Annotated in this window: 8 protein-coding genes; 5 read left to right on the top strand and 3 right to left on the bottom strand. The window is 71.3% G+C overall.

Going from position 1 to position 16924, the window contains the following annotated elements; genetic code table 11:
• Positions 1–7230 (bottom strand): amino acid adenylation domain-containing protein, encoded by a 7230-nt coding sequence (locus tag AB0I72_RS21030; protein WP_358571269.1) that lies wholly within the window; start codon positions 7228–7230, stop codon positions 1–3.
• Between the two features lie 334 nt (positions 7231–7564).
• Between AB0I72_RS21030 and AB0I72_RS21025 the strand changes: the two genes are divergently transcribed.
• Positions 7565–8122 (top strand): TetR family transcriptional regulator, encoded by a 558-nt coding sequence (locus tag AB0I72_RS21025; RefSeq protein ID WP_358571266.1) that lies wholly within the window; start codon positions 7565–7567, stop codon positions 8120–8122.
• Positions 8123–8191: 69 nt separating this feature from the next.
• The gene (locus AB0I72_RS21020; RefSeq protein WP_358571263.1) at positions 8192–9442 is read left to right on the top strand and encodes a LuxR C-terminal-related transcriptional regulator; all 1251 of its coding nucleotides are present in this window, start codon (positions 8192–8194) and stop codon (positions 9440–9442) included.
• Here AB0I72_RS21020 and paaN read toward each other — a convergent pair.
• On the bottom strand, positions 9399–11102 hold the full coding sequence (gene paaN, locus AB0I72_RS21015) for a phenylacetic acid degradation protein PaaN (protein ID WP_358571526.1): 1704 nt from the start codon (positions 11100–11102) through the stop codon (positions 9399–9401). The two genes, AB0I72_RS21020 and paaN, sit on opposite strands and share 44 nt — an antisense overlap.
• Before the next feature lie 116 nt (positions 11103–11218).
• Entirely contained in the window at positions 11219–12418 is a 1200-nt protein-coding gene (locus AB0I72_RS21010; protein WP_358571260.1) for an MFS transporter, read from the bottom strand.
• Positions 12419–12554: 136 nt separating this feature from the next.
• Here AB0I72_RS21010 and AB0I72_RS21005 point away from each other — a divergent pair, with 136 nt between their 5' ends.
• The 3 genes from AB0I72_RS21005 to AB0I72_RS20995 all read left to right on the top strand — a co-directional run bounded on the left by AB0I72_RS21005 (position 12555) and on the right by AB0I72_RS20995 (position 15844).
• Positions 12555–13448 carry a LysR family transcriptional regulator gene (locus tag AB0I72_RS21005; RefSeq protein ID WP_358571257.1) on the top strand — a complete coding sequence of 298 codons (894 nt, stop codon included), beginning with the start codon at positions 12555–12557 and terminating at the stop codon, positions 13446–13448.
• Between the two features lie 61 nt (positions 13449–13509).
• Positions 13510–14301, top strand: a complete 792-nt coding sequence (locus AB0I72_RS21000; protein ID WP_358571254.1) for an alpha/beta hydrolase — start codon at positions 13510–13512, stop codon at positions 14299–14301.
• A gap of 106 nt (positions 14302–14407) precedes the next feature.
• Positions 14408–15844, top strand: a complete 1437-nt coding sequence (locus tag AB0I72_RS20995) for an FAD-binding oxidoreductase (RefSeq protein ID WP_358571251.1) — start codon at positions 14408–14410, stop codon at positions 15842–15844.
• The last annotated feature ends 1080 nt before the right edge of the window (positions 15845–16924 follow it).

Raw genomic sequence — 16924 nt, 5'->3', positions numbered from 1 at the left:
TCAGCCCTCCTCGTCCCGCTGCGGTGCCGCCGCGTTCAGGACGGCTCGTACGACCTCGGCCACGTGGGGCTCCTCCATGATCGTGAGGTGGTCACCGGGCACGTCGACGACGGTCAGACGCCCCGAGGTGTGTTCGCGCCACCCGTTGGCGGGGTCGGCGTGCATGCTTCCGATCGCCGAGTGCATGTTCCGCAGCACGTCGGGCAGCGGTTCCAGGGCGTGGACGAGTACCGCGTCCAGATCCGCCCCCTCGGGCCGGTAGGCGAAGGCCGACCGCCAGTTCGCCTCGTACAGGTGGAAGAGGCGGCGCACGATCGTGCCGGTACTGCCGGGCGGCAGCACCCCCTCCTCGACCGCCAGCCGGGTGATGAACTCGAACTTCTCCTCCAGGGTGGTGAGTTCGTCGGGGATCACCACCTCCGGGGACTCGCCGCCGCGTTCCAGCCACAGCAGCTCCCAGAAGAACCAGCCGATCAGGGCGTCGTCGTCGGTCCAGGGCCGCCGCCCGGGGTTGAGCGCGGTGGTGTCGAGCAGGACCAGGGAGGCGACCTCTTGGCCGGCGGCCCGTAGTTGGCGCGCCATCTCGAAGGCGACGAACCCGCCGAAGGACCAGCCGCCGATGTGGTAGGGCCCCTCGGGCTGGACCCGGCGGATCGCCGCCACGTAGCCGCGGGCCATCTCCTCCACGCCGTGCACCGGCTCGGTCCCGGCGTCGGTCCCGGCCGCCTGCAGCGCGTAGAAGGGCCGTCCCTCGGGCAGGTGCTGGACGAACGGTACGTAGCAGAGCACGTTGCCGCCCATGGGGTGGACGTAGAACAGCGGCGGCTGGTCTCCTTCGGGCCGGATCGGCACGAGCGGGTCGAACTCGGCGGAGGCCGCCCCGCCACCGTCCTCGGCCGCGCCGACGCGCTCGGCCAACGCGGCGACGGTCGGCGCCGACACGAACTCCGACAGCGGAACACTGACCCCGAAGCGCTTCTCGATCAGGACGACGAGCCGCATCGCGGTGATCGAGGTGGCGCCCAGGTCGAACACGTCGTCGTGCACGCCCAGGTCGGCGACGCCCAACAGGTCGGCGAGCATCTCGGCGAGGGCCCGTTCCCGCGCGTCGCGGGGCGCCGTCCGCTCATCGGCGTCGCCCCGCGTCAGCACGGCCCGGCCCAGCGCCGCGTCGTCGCGCTTGCCGCTGGGCGTCAGCGGCATGGCTTCCAGCCACTCCAGGTGCGAGGGCACCATGTACTCGGGCAGGGTCGAGCGCAGTCGGCGGCGCAGTGCCTCCAGGTCCGAGCGCCCGGGATCGCCGACCAGGAAGGCGGCGAGGAAGGTGTCCTGGCCCTCGCGCCGCCGGGCGACCACGGCGACCTCGCGGAGCACGCCCAGGCCGGAGGACGCCGCCGCGTTGATCGCCAACTCGACCTCGGCGGGCTCGACCCGGAAGCCGCGCACCTTGACCTGCCGGTCCGAACGGCCCAGGCACACCACGTCGCCGCCGGGCAGGACCATGCCGACGTCTCCGGTGCGGTAGAGGCGTCCGGAGCCCTCTCCATGGAAGCGTTCCCGGGTGAGTTCGGGCAGGCCCACGTAACCGTCGGCCAAGCACACCCCGCCCAGGTGGATCTCGCCCCTGCCCCCGACGGGGACCGGACGCAGCCGCCCGTCCAGGACCAGGGCCCGGGCTCCGTCGACGGCCGTGCCGATCGGCGGCAGCGCGGGGAAGTCCGCGGGGTCGCCCTCCATCGTGTGGGCCGTGACGACGTGGCTCTCCGTGGGTCCGTACTGGTTCTCCAGGACCACCTCGCCCAGCCCGGCGCAGAACCGCCGGATCTCGTCGGTCACGCGCAGCTGTTCGCCGGAGGAGGCCAGGACCCGCAACCTCCGGGGGAGGAGTCCCAGTCCGTCGGCGGCCTCGGCCAGGCGTTGGAGGGCCACGTAGGGCAGGAACACCCGCTCCACGCCCTCCCTGTCCATGAGCCGGAGCAGCTCGGGCATGTCCCGGCGCAGCTCCTCGGTGACCAGGACCAGGGTTCCGCCGCCGCACAGCGTGGAGTACAGCTCCTGGAAGGACACGTCGAAGCTCATCGGCGCGTACTGGAGGGTGCGTCCGCCCACCGCTCCGCTGGGCCGCGCGTTCTGCCAGGCGACGAGGTTGGCCAGGGAGCGGTGCGGCATGGACACGCCCTTGGGCCGTCCCGTGGAGCCGGAGGTGAACAGCACGTAGGCCTCGTCCTCCGGGGCGATCCGGGGGAGTTCGGGGCCCTCACCGGTCGGGGGTGCGGCCGTGCCGTCGAACAGGGACTCGGCGGTCAGCAGGCGCTCGCCGTCCTCGACCAGGTGCGCGTGGCGCTCGTGGGCGACGATCCGGACCGGGTCGGCCCGCTCCACCATCATGCGCAGGCGCCGCACCGGGTAGGAGGTGTCGAGCGGTACCACCGCCGCGCCGGCCCGGCCGATGCCCACCAGGGTGGCGACGGTCTCCGGGGAGCGGACCATGGCCACGCCCACCCGGTCTCCGGGCCGCACGCCCATGCGCAGCAGGGACCGGGCGACGCGCTCGGACTCCCCGTCCAGTTCGGCGTAGGTCCACGTCCGGTCGCCGAACACCAGGGCCGTGCGGTCCGGGCTCCGCCCGGCTCGCTCCCCGAACAGGCGGACCACATCCGGCCGAGGGGCGGTGTCCACCGCTTCGGGGACCGGTTCGGCCAGAGGGGAGGGGTCCGCCTGCCCGTCCGGGTGCTCGACCAGCAGCCGCAGGACCCGCACGAACGTGTCGGCGTACAGGTCGCCCTGCTCGGGTGTGAACCGGCGGCCGGACAGGTCCAGGCGCAGGGTGATCCGGCCGTCGACGGGGTCGGCCATCGCGTTGACCAACAGGGCGAAGTTGGTCTCCTCCCAGGCCTGGAAGCCGAGGTCGGCCACGCCGGGCAGCTCGAACACCGGGCCGAGCTGGCGGAAGTGGATGTAGTTGAACGCGGTGTCCACCAGGGACGCCCCGCCCAGGTCCTCCTGGATGGTCGCCAGGGGCACGCGGCGGTGGGCGTGGCTCTCACGTTCGCGCGCCACGACCTCGCGTACGGCGTCGAACCAGGTGTCGGGGTCGGCGGTCACGCGCACCGGCATGGTGTTGAGGAACAGGCCGCAGATCCGGTCGGCGCCCTCCACCTCCGGTCGGCCGTGGGTCACCAGTCCCGTGGTCAGGTCCCTTTGGCCGGACAGGACACGCAGGACGGTGGTGTGCGCGGCGAAGAGCACCGACTTGACCGGTACCTCGCGTTCCCGCGCCAGCGCACCGACCGCCCGGCACAGCGGTTCGGGCAGCCTGACCTCCCGCACCACCAGACCCTCCTCCCCACGGGGCCGTTGGTGGGGGGCGAACCCCTCCAGCAGCGGGGGCACGGCGCCCTCGAGCGTGCGCCTCCAGTAGGCGCGCGACTCCTCGGAGTCCAGCGCGGCGCGCTCGTCGGCCACGTGCAGCGCCGGGGAGGGCAGGGGGAGCTCGGGCACCGCGTCGATGTCCAGCCCCATGGTGCGCAGGTGGTCCCGGAGCAGCTCGCTGACCAGGTTGGCCACACTGCCGCCGTCGAGGATGGCGTGGTGGAAGCTGAGCACCAGCTCCACGGACCCGGGCAGGACGAAGAACCGGAAGTGGTGCAGCGGCGCCCTGTCGAACTCGTAGGGGTGCACCCTGCGTTCGCGCATGTACCCGACGACGGCCTCCTCGGCCCGCTCGACGGGTTCGTCGCGCAGGTCGGTGACCGACAGCGCGCCCTCCACGGTGTGCTCCACCACCTGGAGCGGTTCGGAGTACCCCGCCAGGGCGAAGGACGAACGCAGCACCGGATGGCGGGCCAGGAGCCGCGCGAAGGCCGTTCGCATGGCCGACTCGTCCCAGGGCAGCGCGAGACTGTAGCGGAACACGTCCTTGTAGACGGCGCTGTCCTCGTGCTCGCGGGAGTGGTAGAGCAGGCCGAGCTGGAGCCGCGTGAGGGGGTAGGCGTCCGCACGGCCCTCGAGCCTGGCCCGGTCCATCCTGGAGACCAGGGCGAACGGGGCCTGATCCGCCGTGTTCCCGGTCGCCTCGACGCGGGTGCACCGCGCGGCCAGACCCGCCACGGTCGGCTCGGCCACCAGGTCGGAGAGGGAGAAGCCGATCCCCTCCCGCTCGGCCAGCGCGCGCACGCGCAGCATCGTGATCGAGTCCCCGCCCAGCGCGTAGTAGTCGTCGTGGACGCCGACCTCCCGGACACCGAGTACCTCGGCCCACACGCGTGCCAGCGCGGCCTCGGTCCCGTTACGAGGTGCGCCGCCGTCAGCGCCTCCGCCGGGCAGCTCGGGGGCCGGCAGGGCCCGGCGGTCGGTCTTGCCGTTGGGGGTGAGCGGGACACGGTCCACACGGACGAACAGTGAGGGCACCATGTACTCGGGCAGCGCCCCGGACAGGTGCTCGCGGAGTTCGGCGGGGGTGAACTCCCGCCGGGCCGCGTAGTAGGCCACGAGCAGGGTGCCCCTACCCTCGGGGCGGTGGTCGACCACGGCGGCCTCGCGGATCCCGTCGATGCCGACCAGGGTGCTCTCCACCTCCCCCAGCTCCACGCGGTTGCCCCGGATCTTGACCTGGCCGTCGATGCGGCCGAGGTACTCGATGGTGCCGTCGGCGAGCAGACGGGCCAGGTCACCGGTGCGGTAGAGGCGTCCGCCGGGGTTGAACGGGTCCTTGAGGAAGCGCTCCGCGGTCAGCTCCGGCCGGTCGAGGTAGCCCCGGGCCACCTGGACGCCGCCGATGTGCAGCTCCCCGGGCGCCCCGACCGGCTGGGGGCCGCCGTGCTCCCCGAGCACGTAGAGGGTGGTGTTCTCGACGGGGCGCCCGATCGGCACGCGGGTCACGGGCCCCTCGTCGGCGGACGGAAGGTCGTGGTAACTGACGTCCACCGCGGCCTCGGTGGGCCCGTAGAGGTTGACGAGCCGGGGCGCGGCGACCTCGGAGCCCGTGCGCGAGGCCGCGCCGAACACGCGGTTGAACTGCTGGACCCGCCCGGCGGGCAGGGCCTCGCCGCTGCAGAAGACGTACCTGAGCGCGTCCAGGCCCGTGCGCAGCTCCGGTTCGTCCTCCAACAGGTCGAGGAAGGGGCCGAGCATGGAGGGGACGAAGTGCACGGCCGTGACCCGGTGCCGACGGGCGGCGCGCGCGATCTCCCGGGGATCCTTCTCACCGCCGGGGGGCAGCAGGGCCACCCTGGCGCCCACCGAGCCCCACCAGAACAGCTCCCAGACCGAGACGTCGAAGGAGATCGGGGTCTTCTGGAGCAGGGTGTCCCCCGGCCCGATCGGGTAGCGACGCTGCATCCAGGACAGCCGGTTGACCACCGAATGGTGCTCGACCATGACCCCCTTGGGCCGCCCGGTGGACCCGGAGGTGTAGATGACGTAGGCCAGGTCGTCGGAGCGCGCGACCGGAGCGAGCCGGGCGTCGGGGCCGTGGAGGAGGTCGGCGACGCGGTGGACCGGGGTGGCGTCGGCCACCTCGACCCGCACCCCCTCACTGGTCAGCACGGCCCGTGCCCCGCTCTCGTCCAGCAGCAGCCGGACGCGCGCCTCCGGGTATCCGGGGTCGACGGGCACGTAGGCGCCACCGGCCTTCAACACACCCAGGAGGGCGGGCAGGAGTTCGGGCCCGCGTTCGGCCACCACGGCGACCCGCTCGTCGGGGCCCACCCCGTCGGCGATCAGGGCCCGCGCGACCTGGTTGGCAGCCCGGTCCAGTTCGGAGTAGGTCAGGCTGGTGCCCGAGGCGTCGTCCAGTACGGCCGTCAGGTCGGGGGTCCGCGCGGCCTGTTCGGCGAACAACTCGTGCAGCGTCTTCTCACGGGGGTAGCGGGTCGTCTCTCCCTGCCGCAGGCGCACCACGTCCTCGTACTCCTCGGCGGTGAGCATGGACAGCGCCGACAGCGGAAGTTCACGCAGGTCCAGGCCCTTGCGGACGAGCTCTTGGACGTGCCCGGCCAGGGCCTCGGCGCCGAAGTCGCCGTCGAAGACGTCGCGCGCGAAGTCCATGTCGATCCGCAGGTCGTCCTCGTCCTCGAAGGCGTGGACCATGACCGAGAGCGCGTTCTCCTCGTGGACCGGCGCCATGATCGTGGTGTCGCGCCGGACACCGGGCAGCGGGGAGGGACGCGGGTAGCGCAGGTAGGAGACGGTGACGTCGAACAGGCGCCGGGGGCCGTCGCCGCGGACGGGGGCCTCCCGGAGGATCTCGCCGAAGGGCAACCGCTCGTGGCGGCGCAGTTCGCGCAGGCGTTCGCGCACCTGACCGGCGAGGTCGAGCAGCGGAACCCCCTCGTCCACCCTGACGCGCAGGGGCAGGTTGTTCGCGAACTGACCGACGACCGACAGCTCCTCGTCGGTTCGCCGGTTCAGGAACGGGACGCCCAGGATCGTTTCGGGAGAGCGGTGCACACGGGACAGGCAGGCGGCGAGCGCGGTGGCCAGGTAGGCGAAGGGGGAGGCCCCCGCCTCCAGCACACGGCGAACGGTTTTACCGTCGATGGTGAACGAATGCCGGCCTCGTTCTGAAACTCCGGAAACCGAACGCGTGAACAGTGCGGGGGAGGCCTCTCTGAGTTCCTCCCGATAAAATTCTCGGTCGCCCTCGTGTTCCGCTGGTCCGGATCTGTCGCGAGTGGGCCTGATCGAATTCGTGGCTGCGGTCGCCCCTGGCTCCGTCGGCGTCTTTCCGAGGGAGAGTTCACGATATTCGTCGAGGATCTCCAGGGTGACGCTGTTCAGCGCCCAGGCGTCGGTGACGATGTGGTGCGCCTTGAGGAAGAGGCGGACGGCGTCCTTCCGTTCGATGACCAGGGCGGCCTGGAAGGCGCGTCCCCCGCGCAGGTCGCCGAGGGGGCGGTACAGGGCCTGCTCCGTCCAGTCCCGGGCGGCCGCGCCCGGATCCTCCTCGCCGCTCAGATCCACGGTCTCCACGAGGTCGCCGTCGGTGGCGCCGTTCTCCGCGAGGCCGGCCCAGGGGGTTCCCCCGGCGCCCTCGCCGAAGCGGAGCCGGAAGGCGTCGTGTCTGCGCAGAGCACGTTCCAGGCAGTCGCGCAGAAGGTCGGTGTCGACGTCTCCCTCCAGTCGTTCGCTGATGGCGACGTTGAACTGCGGGCTCTGCGCGGAACGGGACTCGGCCGCCCAGATATCGCGCTGGTAGCCGTTCAGGGGGAACCGGTGTTCTGTGTCCATCGTGTGCACAACTCGTTTCAGAAGAGGTTGGTGCTCGCCTTCAGATGGCGCCGAAGAGGGGGATGGCCTTTATGGAATCGGCTAACGCCGGGGAATTTCATGTTTAGTTTAAGCGTGAACTACTTGGGTGAAAACTGCGAAATCGGGTAGGGTTTCGCCCGAAGGGGTAGTCGGGGTTCCCGGGGTGACGCACACCACCCCTCCCCTCCGGAGGGGAGGGGTGGTGTGCGTCACCTTCGGCTTGTGGGAGGCGTGATCAGGGGGTAGAAAATGGGACGAGTGTCCCATTTTTCCGGGTCGCTCCGCGCACTCCCATCAGGAGCCGGGGGAAGACATGAAACGGCTGGACAGGCGCTATCCGAAGGGCGAGCTGCGTCGGCGGGCCCTGATCGAGGCCACCCTGCGGGTCATCGAACGCGACGGTGTCTCGGGCGTCAGCCACCGCACGGTCTCCCAGGAGGCGGGACTGCCCACGTCCTCCACCACCTACTACTTCACCGGGCTGGGCGACCTGCTGGCCGCCGCCCTGACCTGTGTCATGGACGAGGACTCCGAACGGATGCGCCGACTGTCCTCGGGAGGGGACCGTCGACGGGAGCTCGCCGAACTCCTGGCGAGGGTCGCGGCGGAGCCCGGCCGTCTGCTCGCCGAGTACGAACTCTTCCTGCTCGCGGCACGCCGCCCCCACCTGCGCGAGGCCACGGACCGGTGGCTGGTCGCGGTCTCGGCGTTCGCGCGCTGCTACACCGACGACCCCGTACGGGCCCGCGTCGTCGTCGCGATGATCGACGGCTTCCTGCTCCAGACACTGTTGAGCGAGAACAAGCCCACCGCCGACGAGGTGGAGGCACTCCTCAGCGTCGTGCTCCCGGGCCCCCTCCCGGACCGGTGACGGTCCCCTCCGGTCCCACACCACGGGCGGCACAGCCCACAGCCCGAACGTACGTACAGGAGAGCTCTCGTGAGAAGCGCAGTGTTCGACGCGTCCACGTCGGTCACGACCGGTGTCCTCCCACTCCGCGGCCGTGACCGGGAACTGTCCGAGGTCCTCGGTGTCCTCGGGAACGCCCCGGTCGGGGGCGACACGCTCGTGCTCGTGGAGGGGAGGGTGGGATCGGGACGGACGCGCTTCCTCCACGAGTGCATGGAGCTCGCCCGCGAGCGGGGGTACAGCGTGCACACGGGCGCCCCGCGGGAACGGGGAGGACCGGGCATCCGCGAACCGCGTGAGGGTTCGGGGCGCCGCCTCGTCGTGGTGGACGACGTCGACCGGATGAGCGGCCCGGAGATCGACGACCTCGTGTTTGGACGGAGCCGGTGCGGCGACGGAGGGGTCTGGCTGGTGGCGCGCAGGCCGGGCACGGGTACCCGGCGCCTGGACTCACGGCTGTCCTCCCCGGGAAGGGTGCCCGTGCGGATCGGGCTCGGCGGACTCGGCGCCCGGGCCGTCCGCGAGCTGACCGCCGACGTGCTCGGCGCCAGGCCCTCCGAGGACCTCGTCCGCCTGGTGGGGCAGGCGAACGGGAACCCCCAGCTGGTGGTCGAACTGCTGCGGGGGCTGCTGGAGGAGCGCGCGGTCCTCGTCAACGGAGCGGACGCGTGGCTGGTGGCGGACCAGCTTCCCGAACGGCTCTACCGCTGGGCGGAGGCCGCTCTCGACGAGTGCTCTCCGGAGTGCCGCCAGTTCCTGCGGGTGATGGCCGTACTCGACGGCGACACGTTCCCCGACCGCTTACGGGAGCTGCTGGGTGTGGGTCCGGCCGAGCTTCTGCCACTGGTCGAGGAGGCGCGGTGCGCCGGGTTGTTGACGACGGGCCCCCGTCTCGCCTTCCCGAGCCCCCTGGCGCACCAGGTCATCTCCGACATGGTGCCGGAGGAGTGGCGGCTCGTGATGCGACGGGAGACCGACCGGGCCTGGACCGAGCGGACCACGCCCGAGGTACCGGCCGACACGGCCCCGGACGCCGCCTGGACCGGGCCCCGACCGCTCACCGAGCAGGAACGCAGCATCGTTCGGCTGGTCGCCGAGGGGATGACCAACCGCCAGGTGGCACGGCGGCTGACCATCTCTCCCAACACCGTCAACTACCACCTCAAGAAACTCTTCCGCGTCTACGGTGCGAGCTCACGTGTGGAACTCCTGGGCATCCTGCGTCCCTACCCCGGCCCTATCCCGTCTCCCGGATCCGGCGCCGTACGCCCACGACCGTGAAACGCGAGGTGAGGAAGGCGCCCCGCAGGTCCGCCGAGTTCGACGCGGGGTTGGCGCCGCTCCCGTGGACGTCGGAGAAGACCGAGGACTGAGTCAGGAGCCACGGCCCGGTCAGGTTGACGGACAGGTGGACCCCGTACTCCCTCGCGAACCGCTCGGCCCGCTCCATGAGTGCGACATCGGTGGTGTGCAGGCCGGCTGTCAGGGTTCCTCCGGTACGGGCGGAGTGCCCCATGAACCGCAGGGCCTCCTCGGCGGAGGCCGTGGGCACCACGAAACCGACCGGGCCCGGGTACTCCGTGAGCGTCGTGTTGGCCCCCGGCGCGGCGCGGACGAGCAGAGGCGATCGGAACAGGGCCTCCGGATACGCCGGATGGGTGACGCGCGGACCGCGGTAGAGCACCTCGCCCAGTGCACCTGACGCGGCCCGATCCCAGGCTTCCAGGACCGACTCGTCCCCGATCGCCCCGAGGAGCTCGGCGGAGGGCGCTCCGTCGGACAGCAGCCCGGTCACGGCGTCCCCGACGTCGCCGACGAACCGTTCCAGGCTCCGGTGCCCCTGATCGGTCGCGATCCCGGCCTCCGGAACGAACAGGTTCTGGGGTGCCGTGCACAGGCGTCCGCTGTACAGGGCCAGGGTGAAGGCGAGGTTCTCGACCAGCCCCGAGTAGTCGTCGGTGGACTCCACCAGCAGGGGGTTCACCGCGCTCTTCTGGGTGAAGACGAAGGCCTGGGGGCAGTTCTCCTCGAGCCACTCGCCGAAGGCGGAGGTTCCGGTGTAGTCCACGACGCGCACCTCGGGGCGCCTGGCCAGGACCCGGGCCAGCTCCTCCCCGGGTCGCTCCACCGCCAGACACACCGTGTTGGGGGAGAATCCGGCCTCCCTCAGGACCTGACGGGCCGTGCGCACGGTCATCGCCAGTGGCAGCACGGCGCGAGGGTGCGGTTTGACCACCACTCCGTTGCCCGCGGCGAGGGAGGCGAAGAGGCCGGGGTAGGTGTTCCACACGGGGACCACGGCGCCGCCCACGACCAGGCCCGTACCGCGCGGGACGCTGGAGAAGGACTTGGTCAGTGTCTCCCAGCCCTGTCCGGTCGGCTTGCGCCACAGGACCCTGTCGGGGAGCCGGGTCTGTTCGGACAGGATCTGGGCGACGGCCTCCAACCCCCGGTCCTGGGCGTGGGCGGCCCCGGCGTGGAAGGCCATCAGGGACCCCTGCCCGCTCGTGTGCGCGGCGGCGTGGGCGAAGGCGTGCGAGTCGGCGTTGATCCGGGACAGGGTCTCCGCGCAGACGGCGGCCCGGGTCCAGGGGTCGGCCTCAGCCCAGGCGGCGGCTGCCCCGCTGACCGCCGGCAGGAGCACCTCGGGTCGGGAGTGCGGGTAGGAGACACCCAGGTCGAAGCCGAACGGTGAGCGCTCACCTCCCGGGCCGACCCACCCGTCGGTACCGGGTTGCTCCAGTTCGAAGGGGCGGTCCAGCTGTTCACGGAAGAGCCGTTCGCCGGCCTTCTCCGCGTCGGGGCCGTAGGCGGCGCGGTCCTCCTCATAGGCGTTCCAGTACTCACGGTCCGCCACGGCCCGCATCGCGCGGTCCAGGAGCGGACGGTGCTCCTCCTTCCAAGCCGACACCGTTTCCGTGCGGATGGTCGGAGCGGTCATCTCAGCCACGGGACACCTCATCGTCGTTTCGGGAACGTGGATCGCCGGGGTGGTGGCCCGCCCCGGTCCGGTGGGCGACCGGCCAGGGGCGGGCCCCGCGGGTCTCGGGGGCGAGGTCAGCTCGTCCTGGCGGGAGCCCTGCCGAACAGGGTGACCAGGAGCGCGATCACGGCCAGGGCCGTGGACAACCACATCAGGGTCGTGCCGCCCGCACCGTCCAGGACGAACCCGCCGACGAGGGCGCCGAGCGCGATGCTCCCGTTGAAGACACCGACGAACAGCGACGAGACGCCCTCGCGCTCCTCGGGGGCGGAGAGCATCATCCAGGTCTGGGCACTGACGGACACACCGCCGTAGGCCAGGCCCCACACGACCATGAGCAGACCGGCCACGAGCACGGTGACGCCGATCGCCGGGATCAGGAACACCGCGCCGCCCAGGGCGACGCTGAGCACGACGAGGGTGGCCCGCGGAGCCCGGATCGCCCTCGGCCCGGCGGCGAAGTTCCCGACGATACCGGCGATTCCGTAGACCAGGAGCATGGTGCCGATCATCCCCGCACCGATGCCCGCGGTTCCCTCGAGGACGGGGCGGACATAGGTGTAGGCGGCGAAGTGGGCGGTCACGAGGAACACCGCGATGGCGAGTCCGGTGGTCACCTTCGGATTGCGCAGCAGGCCGGTGATGCCGCTGAGCCGGGAGCTCCGCTCGGCGGGCAGAGGGGGGAGCAGCAGCGCCATGGCCGCCGCCAGCAGCAGGGCCAGCCCCGCGAACGTGACGAAGGACGTACGCCAGCCGGCCAGGGCGCCGATGTAGGCGCCCACGGGCACCCCGAGGACGGAGGCCACGGCGATGCCGGAGAAGATCATCGACGTGGCCGATCCGACCGACCGTTCGGGCACCAGGCGGGGGGCGAGCCCGGCTGCCAGGGCCCAGACACCCCCCATGCCGAGGCCGACGAGAACGCGGGCCAGGACCATCACGGCGAAGGTCGGAGCCCAGGCGGACACCAGGTTGGCGGCGGCGAGCAGGGCCATCAGCAGTACGAGCACGAGCCTGCGGTCCGTGCGCCCGATCACCGTGGGGACGAACGGCGCGGACACCGCCGCGACCAGGCCCGTGATGGTCAGGGTCAGCCCGGCGGTGCCCTCGGTGACGTCAAGACCGTCGCCGATGGGGGTCAGCAGTCCCACCGGCAGCATCTCGGAGGTGACGACGGTGAAGGTGCCGAAGGCCACGGCGACGACGGCGAGCCATCCCCGTGCGGGGGACAGGGGTGGTGTTCGTGTGGAGGAATCGGTCTCGGAGTGCGACATGGGGCCAGTCAAGGGTGGACCGCATCGACGAACAACAGGGAATCCCTCATAATTCGATGACTCAGACTTATCGATCCAGCCTCATGGGGGCGCGGGAGACGAGGGTCACACCAGGGTGCGGCGTTGGAGGCGGGAAGTGGCGTACACGATCGAGGTCCGTGAGCTCGAGTGCTTCCTCGTTCTGGCGGAGGAACTCCACTTCGGCCGGACCGGCGAACGCCTCTACCTCTCCCAGAGCAGGGTCAGCCAGCTGCTGCGTTCGCTGGAGAACCGGATCGGCGCACGCCTGGTGGAACGCACCAGCCGGAGGGTCCGCCTCACCGCCTTCGGCGCCGACTTCCTGGAGTCGCTGCGCCCCGCCTACAGCACACTGGTCGGCGTGGTCGAGGACGCTCGCGACCGGGCCCGGGGCAGCCGGGAGCGGGTGCGGATCGGTTTCCAGGGCGCCGTCTACGAGCCCGTCGCCAGGGCGATCACCGTGTTCCAGCGCGACAACCCCGAGCTCGAGGTCGACATCGTGGAGATCCCGCTGGCGGACCCCTTCAGCTCGGTGCGGGGGGGCGGGGTCGACGCGGCCGTCGTCCTGCTGCCGGTGGAGGAGGACGACCTGACCCTCGGCCTGACCTTCTCACGGCAGCCCCAGGTTCTGGCCCTGTCCTCGGGCCACCCGCTGGCCGCACGGGAGGAGTTGGGGGCCGAGGAGCTGGCGGGAATCCGCCTGATCCCGCTGGCGGACCAAGCGCCCTCCTACTGGCGGCGGGTGCACTCGCCACGGACCACCCCCCTGGGGAGGAGCATCCCCCAGCAGGGGCGGGCGAGCACCCTTCAGGAGGCGTTGACACTGGTCGCGTCGGGTCAGGGCGCGATGCTGGTGTGCGGGGCCACCGCCGGGTACAACCGGCGGCCGGACATCGCGTACGTCCCCGTCAGCGGGATGCCCGAGTCCGCCCTCGGCCTGGTCTGGCGCAGCGACCGGCACGGCGATCGGCTGACCGGGTTCGCCGACGTGCTCTCCGCCGCGCTGGCCTGAGCGGCCGGACTACCTGTTCGCGCAGTGTCCCTCCCTCGTGACCCGTCGCGATAATCGCCGTATGACACCGACGACACCCCCTCTGATCACAGGATCGGGTCCCGGCCTGCTCCTCGCGCACGGTGCCGGCAGTGACGTCCAGGACAGCTTCGGGCCGCTGCTTCCGGCCCTCGCCGAGCGGTACACGGTGGTGGGGGCCGACTACCCCGGATCCGGGGCGCAGCCTCCCACCGACGACGCGCTGAGCCTGGATCTCCTCGCCGACCGCGTCGTGGGCTCCGCCGACGAGGCCGGGCTCGGCACCTTCGCGGTGGTGGGGTTCTCCATGGGAACGGCGGTCGCGGTCCGTGCGGCGACCCGCCACCCCGACCGGGTGCGGGCGCTCGTCCTGTCCGCGGGCCTGGCCGCCCCGAGCCCACGGCTGCGCCTGGCGGTGGACACCTGGCGCGCTCTGGAGCGCTCCGAGAACCCCGAGGTCCTGGCCGCCTACCTGTCACTGCTCGTGAACAGCCGCGCCTGGCTGGACGGACGCAGCCACGAGCAGATACGCGCACAGATCTCCCGTTTCCAGGAGGCCGTTCCCACGGGGAGCGGCGCGCAGTTGGAACTGCTCCGCGGGGTCGACGTACGCGGGGACCTCGCCCACGTCACGGTGCCCACACTGGTGGTCTCCCCGACCGACGACCTCCTGGTCAGCCCGGGCCACTCCCGTGAACTGCTCGCCGGTATCGACGGCGCCCGGCTGGTGGAACTCGACTGCGGGCACGCTGTCGCGGACGAGTGCGCGCGCGAGTGGACCGACGCCATCACCGGGTTCCTGGACACCGTTCCCCTGGACGCCGCGGACCGTTGACCCCGCCTACCCGTTCGCGTAGTGGAGGCGACGGAGGCCGTCGGCCTACGATCGGGCCCCCACCGACGGTGACCGACGACGCCCCGAGCCCGAGATGAGTTCCGCCATGACCGACCTCGTCCTCCCTCCCTCCTGGCCCGCCAAGGGTGTGCCAGCCCCGGACCACCGCTCCTTCTGGCTGCGGGAGGCGTTCGCCAGGGAACCCGACGACGGACGTTCACCCGCGCTCGAGGGCGCCCTCAGGTGTGACGTGTGCGTGGTCGGCGGAGGTTTCACGGGCCTGTGGACGGCGCTGGAGATCCTGCGCCGTGCTCCCGGGACCGACATCGTGCTCATCGACGCGGACGTGTGCGGGGGAGGGGCCAGCGGTACCAACGCCGGGTTCCTCATGCCCCTGTGGGGCCGTTTCGGCTCGCTCCTGGGCATCAGCCACAACCATGAGGAGGCCCGCCACCTGGGCGAGGAGTCGGCTCGCGCGGTCGAGGACATCCTCGCCTTCGCGGACCTCCATGGACTGGACATCGAGTACCGGCGGGCCTCCTGGCTGTGGGCGGCCACCTCACCAGCCCAGGGGGAGGCGTGGCGAAGCACGGTGGAGGGTCTGGCGAAGGCCGGTGTCGAACCCCTGCGCGAACTCTCCCGGGAGGAGGCCGGACAGGCGGTGGGCACCGAACACCACTTCGGCGGGGTCGTCGACCCCGGATGCGCCACGCTGCAACCGGCCCTCCTGGCCCGGGGGCTGCGCCGGGTCGCCCTGGACCAAGGCGTCCGGATCCATGAGCACACCCCCCTGGTCCGGCTGGCCAGGGGGCGGACGGGCCCGCGGGTCACCACCCCCCGCGGCGGGATCGTCGCGGACCGGGTCGTGTTGGCGGTCAACGCGTGGGCGGCCAACATCGAGGACCTGGGGCGCACGATGGTCACCCTGGCCAGCGACACCCTGGTCACGAAACCGGCGCCGCACGCCCTGGAAGGACTCGGCTGGGACGGGGCGACCGCCGTCACCGACTCGCGTCCGCGGTTGAACTACTACCGCACCACCCACGACGGACGTCTGTTGTTCGGCAAGGGAGGGACGGGCACCACGCGTGCGGCGGAGAGCCGCCTGTGGGGGGCGCCACGGCGCCACGCCGAGGTCCGCCGACAACTGCGACGGCTCTTTCCCACGCTCGCGGGGCTCCCGGTGGACTCCGCCTGGACCGCGCCGGTCGAGTACTCGGTGACCTCGCTCCCGTTCGCGGGGACGCTGAAGACGGTGCCCGGAGTCCACTACGCCGCCGGCTACTCCGGAGACGGCCTGGCCGCCTCCCGCATGATGGCCAGGGTGCTCGCCTCACTCACCCTCGGGGAACGCGACGAGTGGTCGAGGTCGGCCTTCACCCGTGTCCCGGATCGGACGATCCCGGGCGGCCCGATCCGTACGCTCGGAGCGGGGCTGACCCTGTCCGCTCTGGGCGCCGCGGAGGCCTACCAGGACCGGGGACGTCCGGTCCCCGTCCCGATCCGGCTGGCCACCTCCCTGACCAGGGTCGGCGGTCACTGAGGCGATTCCACACGCCGTCGACCCGGAACGGTGCAGCCGGCGGGCAGGGCGTAGCGCTCCTTCAGCTCCCCTTCGGGAGAGCCGACGGTGGACGGATACTCCCGGTCGCAGTCGCTCTCCCCTCGGGTTGCGGGCCGCGAACCCCAGACGGTGATGTCGAACCACGATGTAGTCGCCCTGCTGCCGGAGGAGGACGTCGCGGTCGGGGGAGACGGACGCGGAAGCGTCCGCTGACGAGGACCAGGAGAGCGGTGCGCTGCTCGTCCGTCACCCATGGTGCTCTGGTGTCTCCGCGTGGGTGGGCACCCCATGTGATCTCCACGTCCTCGCTGTGGCGAGGATCGTCGGTGTCCTTGAAGTGTCCGAGGAGCCATCCTCGGTCCAGCTCCGCGTCCTTGCCCGCGTTGCCTACGTACACGTCGTCGTTCACACCGCTCCCCTGAGACAGGGTGAGACGTGGTGACGCCCCGTGCGAATGCAACTAGAGATGCAACTAGCGCACGACAAAGGGCCCGCCGCGTGTGCGACGGACCCCTCGTGACCTGCGGAGGATCGGGGATTTGAACCCCGGAAGGCGTTGCCACCTAACCGCATTAGCAGGGCGATGCGTCAAGGTTTGTCTGGTTTTGTCTCGTGGTCCCTGGTGTCATTTCATCTGGTCAGAAGCGGTTTCAGGTACTATCGCATGTTACCCCGTACCCCCTCGTGCCACGCAGTTCGTGCCAGCTTCGTGCCAGCAATCCCATGATGTCGCAGAGGCCGCACCAAGGAGAATCCCGCGAACCTTTCCAGTTGCAGAACGTAACACTCGGTGGTGTGAGCTCATGGATGTGCTAGGTCCGAACAGGCCAATAGCGTGGACCAGGCAGGCCACATATCCGTCGCATGGGCCTCTATCGAAGCCCGTCTGAACCGCTCATGTATCCCCGACAGCGACTGACTGCGGATCAGACGCTCATCCTTTGAAATGCTGCCGGGGGTCGGGCAGGGCCCCGGAGTTCTCGCGCTTTGCCGGAGAAGACGCGAACGCCGGATTCGAGCAGGTCGGGCAGGGATGACCGAACCCAGACACGCGAAAAT

The sequence above is a fragment of the Nocardiopsis sp. NPDC049922 genome (assembly GCF_040660275.1).
Classification (GTDB): domain Bacteria; phylum Actinomycetota; class Actinomycetes; order Streptosporangiales; family Streptosporangiaceae; genus Nocardiopsis.
The sequence above is the reverse complement of the archived record's forward strand: the minus strand, read 5'-3'. Positions and strand labels throughout refer to the sequence as shown.